The organism is Nocardioides sp. GCM10028917 (assembly GCF_042666175.1).
GTDB lineage: Bacteria > Actinomycetota > Actinomycetes > Propionibacteriales > Nocardioidaceae > Nocardioides.
The window spans coordinates 1,004,504-1,022,151 of sequence record NZ_JBHTFL010000007.1 but is presented as its reverse complement, the minus strand read 5'-3'; the positions used below and the strand labels follow the sequence as shown (position 1 = coordinate 1,022,151).

The 17,648-nt window shown below is 72.3% G+C and carries 21 protein-coding genes; 10 read left to right on the top strand and 11 right to left on the bottom strand.

Annotation, left to right across the window (positions count from 1 at the left end; translation table 11 throughout):
- Window positions 1-3 precede the first annotated feature (3 nt).
- Together ACFQW6_RS14280 and ACFQW6_RS14275 are read left to right on the top strand one after the other, a co-directional pair.
- Complete coding sequence (locus tag ACFQW6_RS14280; protein WP_378546371.1) at window positions 4-972, top strand: NAD(P)H-quinone oxidoreductase; 969 nt, start codon at window positions 4-6, stop codon at window positions 970-972.
- 103 nt (window positions 973-1,075) lie between these two features.
- Window positions 1,076-1,729 (top strand): bacterial proteasome activator family protein, encoded by a 654-nt coding sequence (locus ACFQW6_RS14275; protein WP_378546368.1) that lies wholly within the window; start codon window positions 1,076-1,078, stop codon window positions 1,727-1,729.
- Window positions 1,730-1,733: 4 nt separating this feature from the next.
- On the opposite strand, the gene ACFQW6_RS14270 is transcribed toward ACFQW6_RS14275, so the two are convergent.
- From ACFQW6_RS14270 to serS, 6 genes are read right to left on the bottom strand one after another with little or no spacing between them, the layout of a single operon-like run.
- Window positions 1,734-2,294: a hypothetical protein gene (locus tag ACFQW6_RS14270; protein WP_378546365.1), complete on the bottom strand. Its 561-nt coding sequence runs from the start codon at window positions 2,292-2,294 to the stop codon at window positions 1,734-1,736.
- A gap of 4 nt (window positions 2,295-2,298) precedes the next feature.
- The gene (locus ACFQW6_RS14265; RefSeq protein WP_378546362.1) at window positions 2,299-2,874 is read right to left on the bottom strand and encodes a hypothetical protein; all 576 of its coding nucleotides are present in this window, start codon (window positions 2,872-2,874) and stop codon (window positions 2,299-2,301) included.
- Window positions 2,875-2,884: 10 nt separating this feature from the next.
- Entirely contained in the window at window positions 2,885-3,703 is an 819-nt protein-coding gene (locus ACFQW6_RS14260) for an HAD family hydrolase (RefSeq protein WP_378546359.1), read from the bottom strand.
- Complete coding sequence (locus tag ACFQW6_RS14255) at window positions 3,700-4,020, bottom strand: DUF1905 domain-containing protein (protein ID WP_378546357.1); 321 nt, start codon at window positions 4,018-4,020, stop codon at window positions 3,700-3,702. The genes ACFQW6_RS14260 and ACFQW6_RS14255 overlap by 4 nt, the downstream gene beginning before the upstream one ends.
- A gap of 1 nt (window position 4,021) precedes the next feature.
- A complete protein-coding gene (locus ACFQW6_RS14250; protein WP_378546354.1) occupies window positions 4,022-4,897 on the bottom strand; it encodes an HAD family hydrolase in 876 nt (291 codons plus the stop codon).
- A gap of 4 nt (window positions 4,898-4,901) precedes the next feature.
- A complete protein-coding gene (gene serS, locus ACFQW6_RS14245; protein WP_378546351.1) occupies window positions 4,902-6,170 on the bottom strand; it encodes a serine--tRNA ligase in 1,269 nt (422 codons plus the stop codon).
- A 60-nt stretch (window positions 6,171-6,230) separates the two neighbouring features.
- Between serS and ACFQW6_RS14240 the strand changes: the two genes are divergently transcribed.
- Entirely contained in the window at window positions 6,231-7,805 is a 1,575-nt protein-coding gene (locus ACFQW6_RS14240; RefSeq protein WP_378546348.1) for a YegS/Rv2252/BmrU family lipid kinase, read from the top strand.
- A gap of 36 nt (window positions 7,806-7,841) precedes the next feature.
- Here the strand turns inward: ACFQW6_RS14240 and ACFQW6_RS14235 are convergent, their stop codons facing one another.
- Window positions 7,842-8,252: a hypothetical protein gene (locus tag ACFQW6_RS14235; protein ID WP_378546345.1), complete on the bottom strand. Its 411-nt coding sequence runs from the start codon at window positions 8,250-8,252 to the stop codon at window positions 7,842-7,844.
- A 104-nt stretch (window positions 8,253-8,356) separates the two neighbouring features.
- Complete coding sequence (locus ACFQW6_RS14230) at window positions 8,357-8,749, bottom strand: DUF4446 family protein (RefSeq protein WP_378546342.1); 393 nt, start codon at window positions 8,747-8,749, stop codon at window positions 8,357-8,359.
- A gap of 85 nt (window positions 8,750-8,834) precedes the next feature.
- Here ACFQW6_RS14230 and ACFQW6_RS14225 point away from each other — a divergent pair, with 85 nt between their 5' ends.
- From ACFQW6_RS14225 to ACFQW6_RS14195, 7 genes are all read left to right on the top strand, one after another.
- Window positions 8,835-9,671 carry a prephenate dehydratase gene (locus tag ACFQW6_RS14225; RefSeq protein ID WP_378546339.1) on the top strand — a complete coding sequence of 279 codons (837 nt, stop codon included), beginning with the start codon at window positions 8,835-8,837 and terminating at the stop codon, window positions 9,669-9,671.
- Window positions 9,672-9,687: 16 nt separating this feature from the next.
- Complete coding sequence (locus ACFQW6_RS14220; RefSeq protein WP_378546336.1) at window positions 9,688-10,293, top strand: TMEM165/GDT1 family protein; 606 nt, start codon at window positions 9,688-9,690, stop codon at window positions 10,291-10,293.
- The gene (locus ACFQW6_RS14215) at window positions 10,275-11,423 is read left to right on the top strand and encodes a GNAT family N-acetyltransferase (RefSeq protein ID WP_378546333.1); all 1,149 of its coding nucleotides are present in this window, start codon (window positions 10,275-10,277) and stop codon (window positions 11,421-11,423) included. The genes ACFQW6_RS14220 and ACFQW6_RS14215 overlap by 19 nt, the downstream gene beginning before the upstream one ends.
- A gap of 123 nt (window positions 11,424-11,546) precedes the next feature.
- Window positions 11,547-12,473, top strand: a complete 927-nt coding sequence (locus ACFQW6_RS14210; protein WP_378546330.1) for a hypothetical protein — start codon at window positions 11,547-11,549, stop codon at window positions 12,471-12,473.
- 123 nt (window positions 12,474-12,596) lie between these two features.
- A complete protein-coding gene (locus tag ACFQW6_RS14205; RefSeq protein WP_378546327.1) occupies window positions 12,597-13,823 on the top strand; it encodes an arginine deiminase in 1,227 nt (408 codons plus the stop codon).
- Window positions 13,824-13,913: 90 nt separating this feature from the next.
- Window positions 13,914-14,288, top strand: coding sequence for a cyclic nucleotide-binding domain-containing protein (locus ACFQW6_RS14200; protein WP_378546325.1), 375 nt, complete (start codon window positions 13,914-13,916; stop codon window positions 14,286-14,288).
- A gap of 5 nt (window positions 14,289-14,293) precedes the next feature.
- Window positions 14,294-15,295 carry an adenylate/guanylate cyclase domain-containing protein gene (locus tag ACFQW6_RS14195; protein ID WP_378546322.1) on the top strand — a complete coding sequence of 334 codons (1,002 nt, stop codon included), beginning with the start codon at window positions 14,294-14,296 and terminating at the stop codon, window positions 15,293-15,295.
- Window positions 15,296-15,448: 153 nt separating this feature from the next.
- Here ACFQW6_RS14195 and ACFQW6_RS14190 read toward each other — a convergent pair whose 3' ends face one another.
- Genes ACFQW6_RS14190 through ACFQW6_RS14180 form a run of 3 tightly spaced genes read right to left on the bottom strand, consistent with a single transcriptional unit; the run spans window position 15,449 to window position 17,646 of the window.
- A complete protein-coding gene (locus ACFQW6_RS14190) occupies window positions 15,449-16,378 on the bottom strand; it encodes a DUF5926 family protein (protein WP_378546319.1) in 930 nt (309 codons plus the stop codon).
- 53 nt (window positions 16,379-16,431) lie between these two features.
- The gene (locus ACFQW6_RS14185; protein WP_378546316.1) at window positions 16,432-17,253 is read right to left on the bottom strand and encodes a glycerophosphodiester phosphodiesterase family protein; all 822 of its coding nucleotides are present in this window, start codon (window positions 17,251-17,253) and stop codon (window positions 16,432-16,434) included.
- Between the two features lie 51 nt (window positions 17,254-17,304).
- Window positions 17,305-17,646, bottom strand: coding sequence for a UBP-type zinc finger domain-containing protein (locus ACFQW6_RS14180; protein ID WP_378546313.1), 342 nt, complete (start codon window positions 17,644-17,646; stop codon window positions 17,305-17,307).
- Between the last annotated feature and the right edge of the window lie 2 nt (window positions 17,647-17,648).

Sequence of the window (17,648 nt, the reverse complement as noted above, 5' to 3'; positions counted from 1 at the left end):
CACGTGCGTGCTGCCGTCACCACCGGGTCCGGTGGACCCGACGTCCTGTCCGTCGGCGAGGTCGACGACCCGCGCCCGGCCACCGGGGAGGTGCTGCTCGACGTCGTCGCCACGGCCGTCAACCGCGCCGACACCCTGCAGCGGCAGGGCTTCTACCCGCCCCCGCCCGGCGCCTCCGAGATCCTGGGGCTCGAGTGCAGCGGCCGGATCGCCGAGCTCGGTGAGGGCGTCGAGGGCTGGAAGGTCGGCGACGAGGTGTGCGCCCTGCTGGCCGGTGGCGGGTACGCCGCCCGCGTGGCCGTGCCGGTCGGGCAGGTCATGCCGGTCCCGACCGGCGTCTCCCTCGTCGAGGCGGCCTGCCTGCCCGAGGTCGCGGCGACGGTCTGGTCCAACGTCTTCATGACCGCCCACCTCGACAAGGGCGAGCGGTTCCTCGTCCACGGCGGAGGTGGCGGCATCGGCACGATGGCGATCCAGCTCGCCGCGGCTCGCGGCGCCGAGGTCTACACGACGGCCGGCTCCCCGGAGACCCTCGAGCTGTGCCGCTCGCTGGGCGCCGACCGGGCGATCAGCTATCGCGACGAGGACTTCGTCGAGGTCCTCAGGGAGGCGGGCGGCGCCGACGTCATCCTCGACAACATGGGCGCGGCCTACCTCGGCCGCAACGTCTCCGCCCTGGCCACCGCCGGGCGCCTCGTCATCATCGGGATGCAGGGCGGCGCCAAGGGCGAGCTCGACATCAACGCGCTCCTGCGGAAGCGGTCGTCCGTGACGGCGACCTCGCTCCGGGCGCGGCCCCTCGCCGAGAAGGCGCAGATCTGCTGCGGGGTCGTGGAGAACGTCTGGCCCCTCGTCGCCTCCGGGGAGGTCCGCCCGATCGTCGAGACCACCCTCCCGCTCGAGGACGTCGCCCGCGCCCACCAGCTGATGGACGACGGCGGGCGCGCGGGGAAGATCGTCCTCACCCTCTGATCTTTCGTCGAGCGGTGAGTGAGACATCTTCTCGACGGCCGGAACCTGCGTCACGCACCGCTCGCCAGGAGGCGACCACCGGACGCGTCATAGGGTTGGGGCCATGACCGACCAGCAGCAGCCCGAGCCCACCGGCGGCCCCAGCGGCCAGGGGGAGGTCGAGGACCAGGTCGTGGTCGTCGGCCCCGACGGCCAGCCCATCGGCACGATCCCGGCGAGCGCGCTGCCGGCGATGACGCAGACCGGGGAGGACGGTGACGACGAGGACGGCGACGGCGAGCGCCACATCACCGAGCTGGTCGAGCAGCCGGCCAAGGTGATGCGGATCGGCAGCATGATCCGCCAGCTCCTCGAGGAGGTGAAGGCCGCGCCGCTCGACGAGGCCAGCCGCAACCGCCTCAAGGACATCCACGCCGCCTCGATCAAGGAGCTCGAGACCGGTCTCGCGCCCGAGCTGGTCGAGGAGCTCGAGCGACTGTCGCTGCCGTTCACCGAGGACGGCACGCCGTCCGAGGGCGAGCTGCGCATCGCCCAGGCCCAGCTCGTGGGCTGGCTCGAGGGTCTCTTCCACGGCATCCAGACCGCGATCTACGCCCAGCAGATGGCCTCGCGCGCCCAGCTCGAGCAGATGCGGCGGGCGCTCCCGGTTGGCCACGGCGGCGGCCCCGCCGCGCAGCCGCCGACCGGCATGCCCAACATGCCGACCGCGGGTGGCGACGAGGACCCGGCCGGCAGCCGCGGCGGCATGTACCTCTGAGGCCTCAGCCGTCCCGGCGCGTGAGGCGTCGTACGACGACCATCCCCAGCGCGCCGACCACCCCGACCACTGCGGCAGCCCACAGCAGCTCCTGAGCGTCCGCCGGGTCGAGGGCGACCATCGACCGCCCGGGCAGCGGGTCCCGAGGCTCGCCCAGCGCCCGCACCGTGGCGTCGTACGCCGCAGCGCCGGCCGGCACCGAGCCGCTGCACAGGTCGGAGGCGACCCGGCCGTGCTCGTCGACGCGACCCAGCACCACCATCGTCGCCCCGCTCGCCCACTCGACGCCGCAGGCCGCCTCGCCGGCGTTGGGAGTGACGACGTCCTGGCTGCGGCGTACGTCGCCGGCGAGCACGTCCTCGACCGTGAACAGGTGGGCGACGACGTCGTCGTCCGACCGCTGGCTGGTCAGCACGCCCACGAAGGCGACGTCGGCGTGGTCGGCCAGCTCGACAGGGTCGTTGCTCACGCAGCTGCACGCGGCGGCGGGGCCCACCGGGCCGAGCACCAGGCCCCCAGCCAGCACCGCCAGCACCGCCGGGACGGCGAGCGGACGAGCGCCCACGACGTCAGCGCGCGAGGCGTCGTACGACGACGAGGCCGAGGAGGCTGATGATCGCGACGGCCGCGCCGGGGGCCGCCGTGCGGGCGAAGCCGGCGGGCGGCGACTCCTCGACCAGCGTGCGCTGCGCCGTCGGCGGCGGGGGCGGCTCGACGGAGGTGCCCTCGCCGAGGAGGCCCTCGACCTTGGCGACCTTGCTCGGGTTGGCCACGTCGCTGCCGCCGCAGCTGTCGGCCTCGAAGGGCGCCTCGGTGCCGGTGGCGAGGAAGAGGTAAGAGGTGCCGACGGCGAGCTCGCCGAGGCCGCAGGCGTTCTTGCCCCCGGCCGAGAAGACCTGCGTGGAGCGCTCGGGCGAGCCTTGGTAGGCCCGGGAGGCGGTCACGTCGTAGGTGTGGTCGTTGCCGGCGACCTCCACGTTGTCGACCGTGCCGATGAAGACGGCGTCGGCGCGCTGCACCTGCTGCTCGAGCTGGCTGCTCCGCTTGCAGGTGCAGTCGGCAGCGACGACCGGGGCCTGGACCGTCACCACGAGGCCGAGGCACGCGAGGAGCAGTGCGGCAGCGAGCTGGACGGCGCGAATCATGGCGGGAAGCCTAGCGAGAGAGACCGGAGGAGAGACCGAAGAGGTCGGTGAGCACCGCGGCCACTCCGTCCTCGTCGTGGTGGGGCGCGAGGTGGTCGGCGAGCTCGCGCACCGTCGGGTGGGCGTTGGCCATGGCGTAGGAGGTGCCGGCCCACTCGAGCATCGGCAGGTCGTTGGGCATGTCGCCGAAGGCCACGACGTCGTCGGGGCCGAGGCCCATCCCAGCCGCCACGGCGGCCAGCGTCGACGCCTTCGTGACGCCTGCCGCGCTGATCTCCACGAGCGTGCCGACCGACGACCACGTGGTGACGACCTGCTCGCCGAGGAGTCCGGCCACGAGCTCCCAGTAGGGCTCGGGCTCGTGGCCCTCGTGGCGGGCGAGCAGCTTCACCACGTCCTCGTCGACGATCTCCTCGAGGGGGCCCGTCGGCACGTCGGGGGCGAGGTTGACCGCCAGGCGGGGCATGAAGTCGGGCTCCTTGGCGAAGCCCGTGGTCTTCTCCAGCGCGAAGACGGTGCCGGGCAGGTCCGCACGCAGCCGCGCCGCGACCGCGAGGAGCACGTCGGTCGGGATGGTCCGGGCGGTGCGCACCTCGCGGCGCGCGACGTCGTACACGATCCCCCCGTTGCTGCAGATGGCGAGACCGTGCCCGCCGACGGCCTCCCACAGCTCCTCCATCCAGCGGATGGGGCGACCGGTGGTGAAGACGACGGGTACGCCGGCGGCGTCGAGCTCGTCGAGCACCGCGCGGGTCCGCACCGAGACCCGTCCCTCCGAGTCGAGGAGGGTGCCGTCGAGGTCGGTCGCCACGAGGCGGGGACTGCTCACGCTCCGTCCCGGACGGACAGGGTGACCGTCAGCATGTCCCCTTCGGCCACGCCCGCGGCCGTGCGGACCGACTTCTTGACCGGCAGGGCGAAGCTCCCGGAGGCGGCGTCCGGGAAGACGCTGGTGTCCCAGGTGGTCGCGCCGACGCGGGCACGTACGCGCACCGAGCCGAAGCCCCGGGGCTCCCCCGCCCGCTCGCGCAGCTCGTCGGCGAGGTCGACCGGCAGGGTCACGAAGCACCACGCCCCGGAGTCGGCCGACTCCTTGCGAGCCGTCCAGCGCCACAGCTCCGCGGTGAAGGTGACGCCCTTGTCCACGTCAGGAGTCCTGCGGGAACCAGCGGGAGATCTCGACGGCGGCGCCCTCGTCGTGGACGGTGGCGGTCACGTCGTCGGCGGCGGCGATGACCTCCTCGACGGCCTGCCCCATCGCCACGCCGCGACCGGCCCAGCGGAGCATCTCGATGTCGTTGCGCCCGTCGCCGATCGCGAGCACGTCGGCAGCGGTGAGCCCGATCTCGTCGCAGACGTGCTGCAGGCCCGACGCCTTCGAGACGCCCACCGGGGAGAGGTCGAGCCACGCGGTCCAGCCGACGACGTAGTCCGTGCCGTGCAGGCCGAGCCTTGCCGCGAGCTCGATGAAGTCGTCGGCGGTGGCCTCGGGGTCGCGGACGATGACGCGGCTCACCGGCTCGCCGACGATGTCGTCGACGTGGGTGATCAGCTGCTCGCCGGAGAGCTCGCCCTCGGGGAAGACGCGGTTGACGCGGTAGCCGCCCACCTCGCGCTCCTCGACCGCGACGAGTGCGCGCGGGTGGTGCTCCAGCACCGCGGCGACCGCCGGGGCGGCGTCGAAGGTCTCCTCGTGGACGACCTCCATCGGCGGGTAGCGGAAGACCACGGCCCCGTTGGACGCGACCACCCACAGCCGGTCGGCGTCCTTGCGCGGGATGTGGAGGAGGTCGGCGATGGTCGTCATCCCGTGCGGCGAGCGACCGCTCGCCAGCACGACGTGGGCACCGGCGTCGAGCGCACGGTGCACGGCGTCGTGCACCGGCTCGGTGATGGTCTCGTAGTGCTCGGTCTGCCCGTCGACCCACTTGAGCAGGGTGCCGTCGATGTCCAGCGCGACGACCTGGGGACGCCAGTCTGTGGAGGGGTCTCGTGACGGGTGCCCGGCGCCCGCCTCGACCATCGGCTCAGCCAACGGGCTTCAGCACTTCCAGTCCGCCCATGTAGGGGCGGAGCGCCTGCGGCACGGTGACCGAGCCGTCCTCGTTCTGGTGGGTCTCGAGGATGGCCACGATGGCCCTCGGGATCGCCGTGAGCGTGCCGTTGAGGGTCGCGACCGGCACGGTCTGGCCCTTCCCGTCGCGCGTGCGGATGTCGAGGCGGCGGGCCTGGAAGTCGGTGCAGTTGGAGGTCGAGGTGAGCTCGCGGTACTTGCCCTGCGTCGGGATCCACGCCTCGCAGTCGAACTTGCGCTGGGCGCTGAGGCCGAGGTCGCCCGCGGCGGTGTCGATCACGCGGTAGGCGAGCTCGAGCTTGTCGAGGAACTCCTTCTCCCACGCCAACAACCGCTCGTGCTCGGCGTACGACTCCTCGACGGTCGTGTGGACGAACATCTCGACCTTGTCGAACCAGTGCACCCGGATGATGCCCTTGGTGTCCTTGCCGTGGCTGCCGGCCTCCTTGCGGAAGCACGGGCTGAAGGCGGCGTAGCGGCGCGGCAGCGTGCCGGCGTCGAGGATCTCGTCGGAGTGGTAGGCCGCCATCGCGACCTCGCTCGTGCCGACGAGGTAGAGGTCCTCGCCCTCGATCCGGTAGACGTCGTCCGCGGCCTGACCGAGGAACCCGGTGCCCTCCATCGCGCGCGGCTTCACCAGCGACGGGGCGATCACCTGGGTGAAGCCTGCGTCGCGGGCCTGGTCCATCGCCAGGTTGACCAGCGCGAACTCGAGCTGCGCGCCGACGCCGGTGAGGAAGTAGAACCGTGAGCCGCTGACCTTGGCGCCGCGCTCGAGGTCGATGGCCCCGAGCATCCTGCCGAGCTCGATGTGGTCGCGGGGCTCGAAGTCGAACTCTCGCGGGGTGCCGACGTGCTCGAGGGTGACGAAGTCGTCCTCGCCCCCCGCGGGCGCCTCGTCGGCGGCGATGTTGGGGATGGCCTTGATCGCCTCGTCCCACTCGGCCTCGGCGGCGTTGCGGGCGGTCTCGGCCTCCTTCACGCGCGCGGCCAGCTCCTTCACCTGCGCGAGCAGGGCCTGCTTCTCCTCGCCCTGCGCCTTGGCGACGAGCGCTCCGCTGGCCTTCTGCTCGGACCGCTTGGCCTCGAAGTCGGCGATCGCCTGCCGGCGGGCGGAGTCCGCCGCCAGCGCCCGGTCCACCACGTCGTCGGACAGGCCGCGCTTCGCCTGGGCGGCGCGGACGCGGTCGGGGTCGTCACGGAGGAGGCGCGGATCGATCACAAGCGCAAGGCTATCCGTCCGGGCGTGGGGGGCGGGTTCCGGTGTGGGCATACTTCCCGGGTGACTCCCGCCTCACGCAACCGCGCCCTCGGCGGGGCAGCCCTCGCGGCCGCCCTGTTCGTGGTCCTCGGGTTCTTCGTGACCCGTGACCGGTCCCCGCTCGACGGCTTCGACACCGAGGGGCGGCGGCTGGAGGACTGGGCCGACGACCAGGCGCTGCTCGTCGACGCGCTGCGGTTCGTCGAGGTCGCGTTCGGCACGATCGGCATGACCGTGCTCACCGTCGTCCTGGCCGGGGTCCTCCTCCTGCGGCGGCACCGGTGGGCGGCGTTGCTGGTCGTCGTGGTGATGGCCGTGACCTCCCTCGCGACCACGGGACTCAAGCGCTTCCTCGGGCGTGACCGGCCGGACTGGCAGGACGCCTTCGGCTCGCACGTCAACTTCAGCTTCCCGTCCGGCCACGCGTCCTCGACGGGCGCCTTCGCCGCACTCCTGGTCATGCTGCTCGTCCTGTTCGTGCGTCGTACGAGCCTGCGCCGCCTCGGCATCGCGGTCGTCGTGGCGTGGTGGCTCATCGTGGGCCTGGACCGGGTGCTCCTGGGTCGGCACTTCCCCAGCGACGTGGTCGGCGGCCTGCTGCTGGCCCTCGCGATCTTCCTGCTCGCGCTGGCGTTCATCGATCCCCGGCCGCGCTCGATCGCGGCCAGGGCGGAGCCGCTCCCGGAGGTGTACGCCTCGCAGAAGCGGCTCGCCGTCATCCTCAACCCGATCAAGGTCGAGGACGTCGGTCAGTTCCGCTCGCTCGTCGCGGCGATGGCCGCGGAGTCGGGCTGGTCGGAGCCCACGTGGCAGTACACGACCGTGGAGGATCCCGGCACCGGCATGGCCGAGCGTGCCGCGGTCTCGGGAGCCGACCTGGTCATGGTCTGCGGCGGTGACGGCACCGTGCGCGAGGTGTGCGCCGAGCTCGCCGGCACCGGCATCCCGGTGGGCATCATCCCGGCAGGCACGGGCAACCTCCTCGCCCGCAACCTCGGCATCCCGCTCTACATCCGCTCGGCGATCGACACCGCCCTCAACGGCCAGGACCGGGCCATCGACATGGTCGAGGTCGGCGGCGACGCCATCGAGGACACGCACTTCATGGTGATGGCCGGCATGGGCTTCGACGCCGCGATCATGGAGGGCGTCAACGAGGACATCAAGAAGAAGATCGGCTGGGTCGCCTACGTCATCTCCGGGCTCAAGTCGCTGATGTTCCCCGCCGTCCGGGTCGAGATCCAGATCGACGACGACGAGCCCACCGTCCACCGGGCCCGCACGGTCCTCGTCGGCAACGTCGGCTTTCTCCAGGCCGGCATGCCGCTGTTGCCCGACGCGACCATCGACGACGGCGTCCTCGACGTGGTGATCCTGCACCCCCGCAAGTTCCTGTCGTGGATCCCGCTGGCCGTGCGCGTGCTGGCGAAGAGCCAGACCGTCGACGAGCTCATCGACCGACGCACGGGGTCGCGGGTCCGGATCAAGGCCGCCACCGACACTCCCCGCCAGCTCGACGGCGACTCCATCGGCGTGGGCCGAGAGCTGTGGATGGAGTGCATCCACGGGCGGCTGCTGGTGCGCGTGCCGCGCTGACGGCGTTCGACCGGCCGCAGCCGGCCGTGCGCGGCGTCAGGGGCAGGTGTTGGCGACGTACCGGGCGAACGAGGTCTCCGCATCGTTCTCCCAGTCCCCGTCCTGCCAGTTGAAGCTCCTGTCCTCGACGTCGCCCGCCTCCATGTCCTCGAGACGGGCGACGAGCTTGTCGAACCCCGCTCGCGCGTCCGCGGACATGTTGTCCGGCGTTCCCACGCGTGCCAGCTCGCCTGCCCAGTCGTGGACCAGTCCGACGAGCTCGTCGTCGGAGGGGAGCCCGTCGGCGAGGAAGCGGTCCGAGCCCTCCACGACCATCCACGACTTGGCCAGACAGAAGTCCTCGATCGAGGCGTCCTTCGGGGCGTCCGTCCCTGGCCCCGCGCACCCCGCGCACCCCGCGAGCAGCACCGTGCAGGCGACGGTGAGCGCGAACCGCGATGACCGCACGACCCCTCCCCCGGGTGTTCTCGACGGGCGCCAGCGTCTCACGTCCAACGGAAGCCGTCAGGCGATCGAGCGACGGGACGGGGCCGCCGCTGTCACGCGTCGGGTCAGGGGCGGGCGTGCTCGATCGCCTCCTCCTCCTCGGGCGAGAGCTGCTGCTCGCACGACCAGGAGGAGATGGACTTGGCGTAGGTGCGGGCCTCGCTCCGGCCGTGGATGGACGTCAGGACGACCCCGTGGCCGGAGTCGTCGAGCACGGCCAGGCTCCAGCTCAGGTGCCCGCCGACGTCGCCGAACGCGTCGTAGCGCACCACCGAGAGGTGCCGCAGCGCGTCGACGCCCTCCGCCTTGAGGGCCGCGACCTCCTGCCGCAGGCCGTGCACGTCCTCCGGCAGCGCATCGACCCCCTCGCCGCCGGTGCGTGTCGTCGTACGACGGAGGGCGAGCGCGGCGAGCGCGCAGGCGACGGCAGCGAGGACGACGGCGACCACATCGAGCATGGGGCGACCCTAAGCCCGCTTCGGGCTGTGTTCGGCGACTGGTCACGGCCGGTCGGACACGGCCGGAGGTGACACACTCGCCGACGTGACGCGACGCATCGCCTACCAGGGAGAGCCCGGAGCCAACTCCCACCTGGTGTGCCAGCAGGCCTACCCCGACTGGGAGCCGCTGCCGTGCGCGTCGTTCGAGGACGCCTTCGCGGCCGTCGAGAGCGGCGCGGCCGATCTCGCGATGATCCCGATCGACAACTCGATCGCCGGCCGGGTGGCCGACATCCACCACTTCCTGCCGACCTCCGACCTGCACATCGTGGGCGAGCGGTTCCTGCGCATCCAGTTCTCGCTCATGGCGCTCCCGGAGGCGAGCATCGGGTCGCTGCGCACCGTGCACAGCCACGTCCACGCCCTCGGCCAGTGCCGCGGCGTGATCCGCGAGCTCGGCCTGACGCCCGTCGTGGCGGGCGACACCGCGGGAGCCGCCCGCGAGGTCGCGGAGTCGGGCGACCCGACGCAGGCCGCGATCGCCCCACCGCTGGCCGCCGAGATCTACGGCCTGCAGGTGCTGCGCGAGGAGATCGAGGACGAGGACCACAACACCACCCGGTTCGTGGTGCTGTCCCGCGACTTCGAGCAGGCCCCGTCCGGCAACGGCCCGGTCGTGACGACGTTCATCTTCAACGTGCGCAACCTCCCGGCCGCGCTCTACAAGGCGCTCGGCGGCTTCGCGACCAACGGCGTCAACATGACCAAGCTGGAGAGCTACATGGTCGGCGGGCACTTCACCGCCACCCAGTTCCTCGCCGAGGTCGACGGCCACCCCGACGACCCCGCCGTGCGCAACGCACTGGAGGAGCTGGCGTTCTTCACCACGGAGGTCAAGGTCCTCGGCGTCTACCCCGCCGACGCGTTCCGCGCGGAGTGACTGCGACACTCAGCCCGTGATCGATCCCCTCGTGGTGGCGCTGGCCTTCGGCGCCATCTTCGTCGTCGAGCTCCCCGACAAGACGTTCATCGCCACCTTGGTGATGTCCACGAAGATGCGACCGCTCTTCGTCTGGATCGGCGTCGCGCTCGCCTTCCTCGTCCAGACCGGCGTCGCGGTGGGCGTCGGCAAGGTGGTCTCGTTCCTGCCCGAGCAGCTGATCCACACCGTCGCCGCGCTGATGTTCGTGGTCGGGGCGATCATCCTCTTCCGCGAGGCGCGCTCCGCCGACGAGGACGAGCCCGGGCAGGAGGACGAGTACGCCGCGAAGGCCGACTCCGGCGCCCACGGGTTCAAGGTCGTGGTGACCTCGTTCCTGGTGCTGTTCGCCGCCGAGTGGGGCGACCTGTCCCAGCTGCTCACCATCTCCCTCGTCGCCAAGTACGACGACCCGGCGTCGGTCTTCCTCGGCGCCTGGGGCGCCCTGCTGGCCGTGTCCGGCCTGGCCGTCATCGTCGGCCGGCTGCTGCTCCAGCGGGTCAGGCTCTCGGTCCTGCACTACGTGGGTGCGACGGTGTGCCTCCTCATGGCAGCCTTGACGGTGTGGGAGATGACGCGCTGAGCGGCGCACTGGTCGCGGCTGTCCGGGACCGCTTCGTCGCCGTCAACGGCGACCACCCGATGACCGACGAGGACGACGCCTACGTCCGCAAGCACTTCGTCGAGGCCACGCCCGCGGCGATGGAGCAGATGCTGGACGGCCGCCTCCCGCTGCCGTCGTACGTCCTCTCCGACGGCACGCCGATGGTGCCCGCCGCGCACGGAGAGCTGGCCGAGGTCGCCGGAGGGGTCGACCGGCTGCGCGACTGGTTCGTCGCCTTCTGGCCGGACCGGCCCGACGTCGGCGAGCAGGAGTGGCAGGCCTACCTGTCGGGGCAGTACGTGTGCCTGCGCGACGTCTCCCCGGTCCGGATCCGGCAGAAGACCGAGCGCATCGCCGAGGCCGAGGCCGCGATCGCGCTGCTGCGCCACGACCCCCACGACCCGGTCGGGCGCGGCCTGCTCGGACAGGCGGTCGACGGCGTGCTGGCCGTGCCGGGCCTCGACTCCATCCTGCTGCCGATGACGGCGTACGACCGGCTCCGGTTCGGTGGCCCGACGTCGCGCGAGCGGTGGGTCGACGCCCCGCGCGCGGAGTTCCTCACCCCGACGCCGCCCGTCTGGCCGCTGCGCACCGAGCGGCTGCTGCTGCGCCCCTTCGAGCAGCGCGACAGAGACGCCTTCATCGACGCGTGGGCCGACGAGACCTACGCGAGCCTCCTGCTCACCCGCACGATGAACGCGTCGGAGGTGCGCGAGATGGTGCGCCGCCGCACCGAGCCGGGCGACGGGACGTTCATCGGCCTGGTCGCCGAACGCGAGGGCGAGGTGGTCGCCGACTCCATCCTCGTCCTCCAGGGCACCGGGCTCAGCGAGGGCGAGATCGGCTGGACCGTGATGCCCCGGCACGCCGGCCGCGGCTACGCCACCGAGGCGGCCCGGGCCGTGCTCCGCCTCGGCTTCGAGCACTACGGCCTGCGTCGCATCGTGGCCAACCTCGACGCCCGCAACGACCGGTCCGCCGCCCTCTGCGAGCGCCTCGGGATGCGCCGCGAGGTGCACCGGATGGGCGACTTCTGGTCCAAGGGCCGGTGGACGGACTCCTACGAGTACGCCCTCCTCCGCGAGGAGTGGCAGGCGCAACAGGCCTGACCGGCCGCACGTGCGGCGTTTGTTGCCCTCGAATCGGCGATGCAGGGGCTACATCCGCCGCACGTGCGCCGCGGGCTGTGGAGGGCGCGGACGAGCTCCTCGAGATCCCGGCACCATCCTGGGATGGCATTCGATCCGAGGACGCCCTTCCAGCGCCGTACGGCGATCGACGCCGGGGTGAGCGCCAAGGCCCTGCGCGGTCCACGCTTCAGGCTGGTCCTGCCAGGCACGTACGTCGCAGCGACGACGATCCTCACGCCGCTCGTTCGAGCACGCGCCGCCCTGCTGCCGTACGACGGCGTGGCGTGGGTGAGTCATGCCTCGGCCGCACGGGTCTACGACCTCCCGATCCCAACGATCGCCGACGAGCACGTGAGCGTGCCCCGAGCCGGCCTTCGTCGCCGACACCGAGGCGTCAGAGCGCACGTCGGTCGGCACGCGGCCACGAGGTGGGTGAAGGGAGTACGGGTGACCGAGCCCCTGATGCTGTTCGTCGAGATGGCCGGGATGCTCACGTTGGTAGACCTGGTGGTCCTCGGCGACGCCATGGTCCGCCGCCGGCTCTTCAGCCCGCAGGAGCTGGTCACGTTCTGCGCGCGGATCGATCACAAGGCCGTCTCCGCGGCGCGCAGGGGCGCCGCCTACGTCAGACGCGACGTCGACTCGCCCATGGAGACCCGACTCCGGATGCTGATCGTGCTGGCCGGCCTGCCGGAGCCGCAGGTCAACCTCACCGTCCGGGACGAGCGCGGCGAGGTGGTCCGCAAGTACGACCTGAGCTACCCGGAGGTGAAGGTGGCGGTCGAGTTCAACGGCAGGGTCCACGTCCTTGTCCCCGGGGCGTGGGAGAAGGACCTCGAGCGGCGTGACGCGATCGACGGCTCGGGGTGGCGCCTACTGCCCGTCATCAGCTCCGGCATCCATGGCACGCCCGAGCAGACCCTCATCCGCGTCCACCGTGTCCTGCTCGCCCGCGGCCTGCCGGGCGTACCTCTCCACCTGGGCGACGAGTGGCGCGCCCACTTCCCGGGTCACGCCGACGCCGCGTGAGCACGTGCGGCGGATGCGGCCCTCGGCTCCCCGATGGGAGGGCCAGAACCGCCGCACATGCGCGGCCTGTGGCCGCCGGTTCCGCGTACGTCTCGGGTCGGGGCGAGCGCTAGAGTCCCGCCTATGGTCACCACCCCGCACGGAGCGGACAGCGAGGTCGGCCGCCTGGCCACCGTCATGCTCCACCGCCCCGGAAACGAGCTGAAGCGGCTCACGCCCCGCAACAACGACCGCCTGCTCTTCGACGGCATCCCCTGGGTGAGCCGGGCGCAGGAGGAGCACGACGCGTTCGCGGAGACGCTGCGCAACCGTGGCGTGGAGGTCCTGTACCTGACCGAGCTGCTCACCGAGACGCTCGACAGCGAGATGGCCCGCAACCACGCGATCACGAGCGCACTGTCGGGGCTGCACCTCGGTGACACCATGCGGCGCTACCTCGCACAGGCGCTGCGCGACCTGTCGCCGGCCGAGCTGACCGACGTGCTGACCGCGGGCATCCGCAACGACGAGGTCAAGGGCGGGCACGGCCTGGTCACCAGCCTGCTGGACCCCCACGACTTCCTCATCGACCCGCTGCCCAACCTGCTCTTCACCCGCGACTCGAGCGTGTGGGTGCGCGATCGCGTGGCCGTCACCAGCCTCGCGATGCCGGCGCGCAAGCGCGAGACGCAGCTGACGGAGCTGATCTACACCGAGCACCCGCGCTTCGCCGGCACCCGCAAGATCCACGGCTGGCACAACGAGCACGTGGAGGGCGGCGACGTCCTGCTCCTCGCGCCCGGCGTGATCGCCGTCGGCGTCGGGGAGCGTACGACGCCCGCCGGCGTCGAGCGGCTCGCCCGCCAGGTGTTCCACGCCGACCTCGCCCACACGGTGCTCGCGGTGCCGATCGCCCAGGAGCGGGCGACGATGCACCTCGACACCGTCTGCACGATGGTCGACGTCGACAAGGTCGTGATGTATCCCAACGTCGCCGACAACCTGCGCGCGGTGACCGTGACGCTCGACGACCCCGGGTCGGGCGAGTCCGACCTCACCCTGAGCGTCAGCGGCTCCGAGCCCTTCCTCGTCGCCGCCGCCAAGGCGATGCAGATCGACACGCTCCACCAGATCGACACCGGCCTCGACCCGGTCACGGCCGAGCGCGAGCAGTGGGACGACGGCAACAACACCCTGGCCCTCGCGCCGCGGGTCGCGGTCGCCTACGAGCGCAACGACGAGACCAACGACCGGCTCGAGGACGCCGGCATCGAGGTCGTCCGGATCGCCGGCTCGGAGCTGGGGTCGGGTCGCGGTGGACCTCGCTGCATGAGCTGCCCGATCTCGCGCGAGCCGCTGCACGAGGACTGACCCGGGCGGGTGGGCACCGATCGGTGCCCACCCGTTGACCGGATCCTCCTCGCGAGCATCACGTTCGCGACCCCGGGTCGTTGAGGGGGCATGACCGCATCGATCCTGGACGCCCTCGACCCCGCCGACGCCCGACGGGTGCTCGCAGCGGGTCGCGCGCTGACGCTCCCGCAGGGCTGGTCGCCCATCGCCGAGAGCACCCCCGCCGACAAGGCGTACCTCATCACCGAGGGCCAGGTGTCGGTCCGCAAGCGCGGCGTCGAGATCGCCACCCTCGGCCCCGGGTCCGTCGTGGGCGAGGGCGCGATCGTCAACCGCACGCTCCGGTCGGCCACCGTCGTGGCACTGACGCCGCTCAAGGTCGTCCACTTCACCCGCGACACGATCGAGGACCTCGTCGAGGAGGTCCCTGCCTTCGGCGCCGCGCTCCGCGCCGCCGCGGCGGGGCGCCTCGAGGGAGGCTGACCGGGGTGGGCGACGGCGGGCCGGACGCCGTACGGGCGCTGGGCGCGTTCCTGCTCGGCGAGGAGCCGAGCCTGACCCGCGTCGAGGTCGCCGAGCGCGCCGGCGTGCCGCTCGACCTGGCGGTGACGCTCTGGCACCAGCTCGGCTTCCCGCACCGCGCCGACGACGACGTCGCGTTCGTCGAGGGGGACGTGGAGGCGCTGCGCCTGTCGGCCGAGCTCGTCCGCATCGGGATCCTGTCGCCGGAGTCGCAGGCCGCGCTCGTCCGCACGTGGGGTCGCAGCTACGCCCGGCTCGCGGAGTGGCAGACCGGCCTGCTCGCCGGGCTGGCCGCCGACGGCGGTGACCCGTCCGCCGGGTTGGCCGACCTCACCGGTCTCGCCGGCGACGTGCTCCCCCGTGTCGAGGCGCTGCAGAGCTACGTCTGGCGCCGACACCTCGCCAGCGCGGCGGAGCACCTGCTCGACGACACGAGCACCCTGACCGTCACCGAGTCGCAGCTGGCGGTGTGCTTCGTCGACATCGTCGGCTACACCACCCAGAGCCGCAGCCTCGACGGCGCCGCGCTCGTGCAGTGGGTCGACGGCTTCGAGCAGGGGACCACCGCGCTCGTCGTCGACCACGGCGGGCAGGTCATCAAGACGATCGGCGACGAGGTGCTGTTCACCGTGGCCGATCCGGCCGCCGCCGTGACGGTCGCGCTGGAGCTGGCTGCCCGAGGAGCCGACGCGGAGGACCCCTTCCCGGCGGTGCGGGCCGGTGTCGCCCACGGGTCCGTCGTACGACGCCTCGGCGACGTGTTCGGCTCGACGGTCAACGCCGCCTCCCGCCTGACCTCGGCCGCCCGACCCGGGAGCGTGCTGGTCGATGCGGGCGTCCAGGAGGCGCTCGCCGGCAAGGACGACGGGGAGGACGGCGGCGAGGCACCGTGGCGCTTCCGCCGCGCCCGCCGGATCTCGGCCAAGGGGTTCACCCACCTCGAGGCCTGGCGGGTGAGGCCCCGGTGACGGCCGCTCAGAAGGTGGACACGTGAAAGCCCGGTCGTTGTTGACGGGGGAAACAACAACGACCGGGCAGAGACGAATCTACTCCGCCCGGAAGGGCGGGCACAACCGTTGAATCCGTTGTGTTCGAGCCGTGGTCGGATGGTGGACCGGGACTTACCGGATCGTCACCTGACGGTTGGCGAGTCCTGCTCTCGCGGACCGCTCGGCGGCGCTGAGCTCCCCACCCTTCAGGGCGTCGTCCAGGGCCGCGGCGAACGTCGCGGCCGGCTCCTCCAGCACCTCGGCGCCGGTGCCGACAGGGAGGTCCCAGACGGGCGCGAGCAGGCCGTGGGCGCGGAACATGCCGACGAACCGGGAGTCCTCGGCCACGGAATCCTGACCGGCGGCGTGCAGGCGGGCGAGCGCGTCGAGCAGCTCGTCCTCGGGGTGCGGCATGACCCAGCGGAGGTGCTCCTTGGTGCCGACGTTGGTCCAGTACGCCGCCTCGACCGAGGTCAGCCGGCTGGTGGGCATCACGCCCCCGTTCGCCTGCTCGAGCGCCGCCTCCATGGCCGCGTCACGCTCGGGGATGTCGTCGATCCAGTACTCGAAGCCGTCGTGCACGGTGATGTCCAGGCTGGAGTCGCTGATCAGGTCCTGGATGCGGGGTCCGTCGCCGGGCGCGGTCATCAGGCCGACGATGCCAGGCTCCTCGGTGGCGAGCGCGGCCTCCAGGACGGCGCCGAGGTCGCGGGCCGGGTTGCCGTACGAGTGCTGCACCTGCAGGCCGAGCCAGATGTCGCCCGACTCGCGCACCATCGCCGGTGCGGCGCCGGGAAGCAGGGTTGTGAGGCGGACGGTGCGGTCGCCCTCCTTCAGCGTGAGCGGGGCCGTGGCGGCCGGGACCAGCTCGCGCAGCGCGATGACGTCGCACTCGCTCGGCATGCCCTCGAAGGGACGCGCGACGAAGGTGGGTGCTGCGCCGCCGGCAGCACCGTGGCAGGCCTTGTAGCGCTTGCCCGAGCCGCACGGACAGGGCTGGCGGGGGCCGACCTCGCCGGCGGCGGGTGCGGACGGGGTGCGGTTGCGGGACTTCTTGGCCATGGCCGCACCCTAGTTGTCCGGCCCTCGGGTCGCCGACGGCGGCCAGCGGCGGCTCAGCTCCCCAGCAGCTCCAGCATGTACGCCGGCCGGTCGCTGATGACCGCGGTGACCCCGAGGTCCAGGCAGAGGTCGAGGTCGTCGGCGGTGTTGACCGTCCACACGTGGATCTCGCGCCCCTCCTTGACCAGGTGCCGCCCCAGCCCGGGGTGGTCGCGCAGCTCCTTGACCCCGGGGCCGATGATCCAGTCGTCGCCGACGACCGGGCGCAGCACGGGCCAGTGGTGCGCCTTGTCGACCAGCATCACCACGTCGAGCTCCGGCGCGAGCCGGCGCGCCCTCGTGACGGCGGTGCGGGAGAAGCTCATCACCCGTGCCGGCGATCCGGCCCGGTCCCACCCGAAGTCGCCGAGCACCTCGACGAGGCGCCGCTCGACCAGTCCGCCGTAGCGGGTCGGGTGCTTGGTCTCCACGGCGAGCTCGACGTGGCGGTCGTAGTCGGCCACCGTCTCGAGCAGCTTGCGCAGCGTGAGCACCTTGCCGGCGTCAGGGTCCTGGTCGGGGGCATCCTCGTCGAGGTCGCCCCAGGGGTTCTTCCACGAGGCGAAGTCGAGCTCGTCGAGCTCGGCGAGGTTCATCGTCGACACGATCCCGGGCGTGGCCGCCGTACGCCGCAGGTTGCGGTCGTGCACGCACACGAGGTGTCCGTCGGCCGTCAGCCGGACGTCGCACTCGAGAGCCTCGGCGCCCTCGTCGAGCGCCTTCACGTAGGCGGCCAGCGTGTGCTCCGCCTTCTCGTGGCTGCTGCCGCGGTGGGCCACGACCTGCGGTCGCTCGACGGCCGGCCGGTCACGGCGGGTGCGCGGCGTACGTCGCATGGGCCGAGCATGGCACGCACGGGGCGTGCGACACGGCACCCCGATGGAGGGTCAGTGGACGTGGTCGCGCCAGTCGTCCGGCAGCCGGTCGACCGGTCCGGGCACGGTCTGGTCGTCGGGCCGGCTCTGCGGGTCGGCCAGCCGGGGGCCGGACACACCCACGGAGCGGCTGAAGTCCCAGAACCAGTCCTCGCCCGGCTCGAAGCTCTGGATCACCGGGTGACCGGTCGCCTCGTAGTGCGCGGTCGCGTGCTGGGAGGGGCTCGAGTCACAGCACCCGACGTGCCCGCACTGGGCACACCGGCGCAGGTGGACCCACCAGCCTCCCGCGGTGTCGCACTCCTTGCACCCGGTGCCCGACGGGGCTGCCTCGGGATCGATGCCTGCCGTCATGG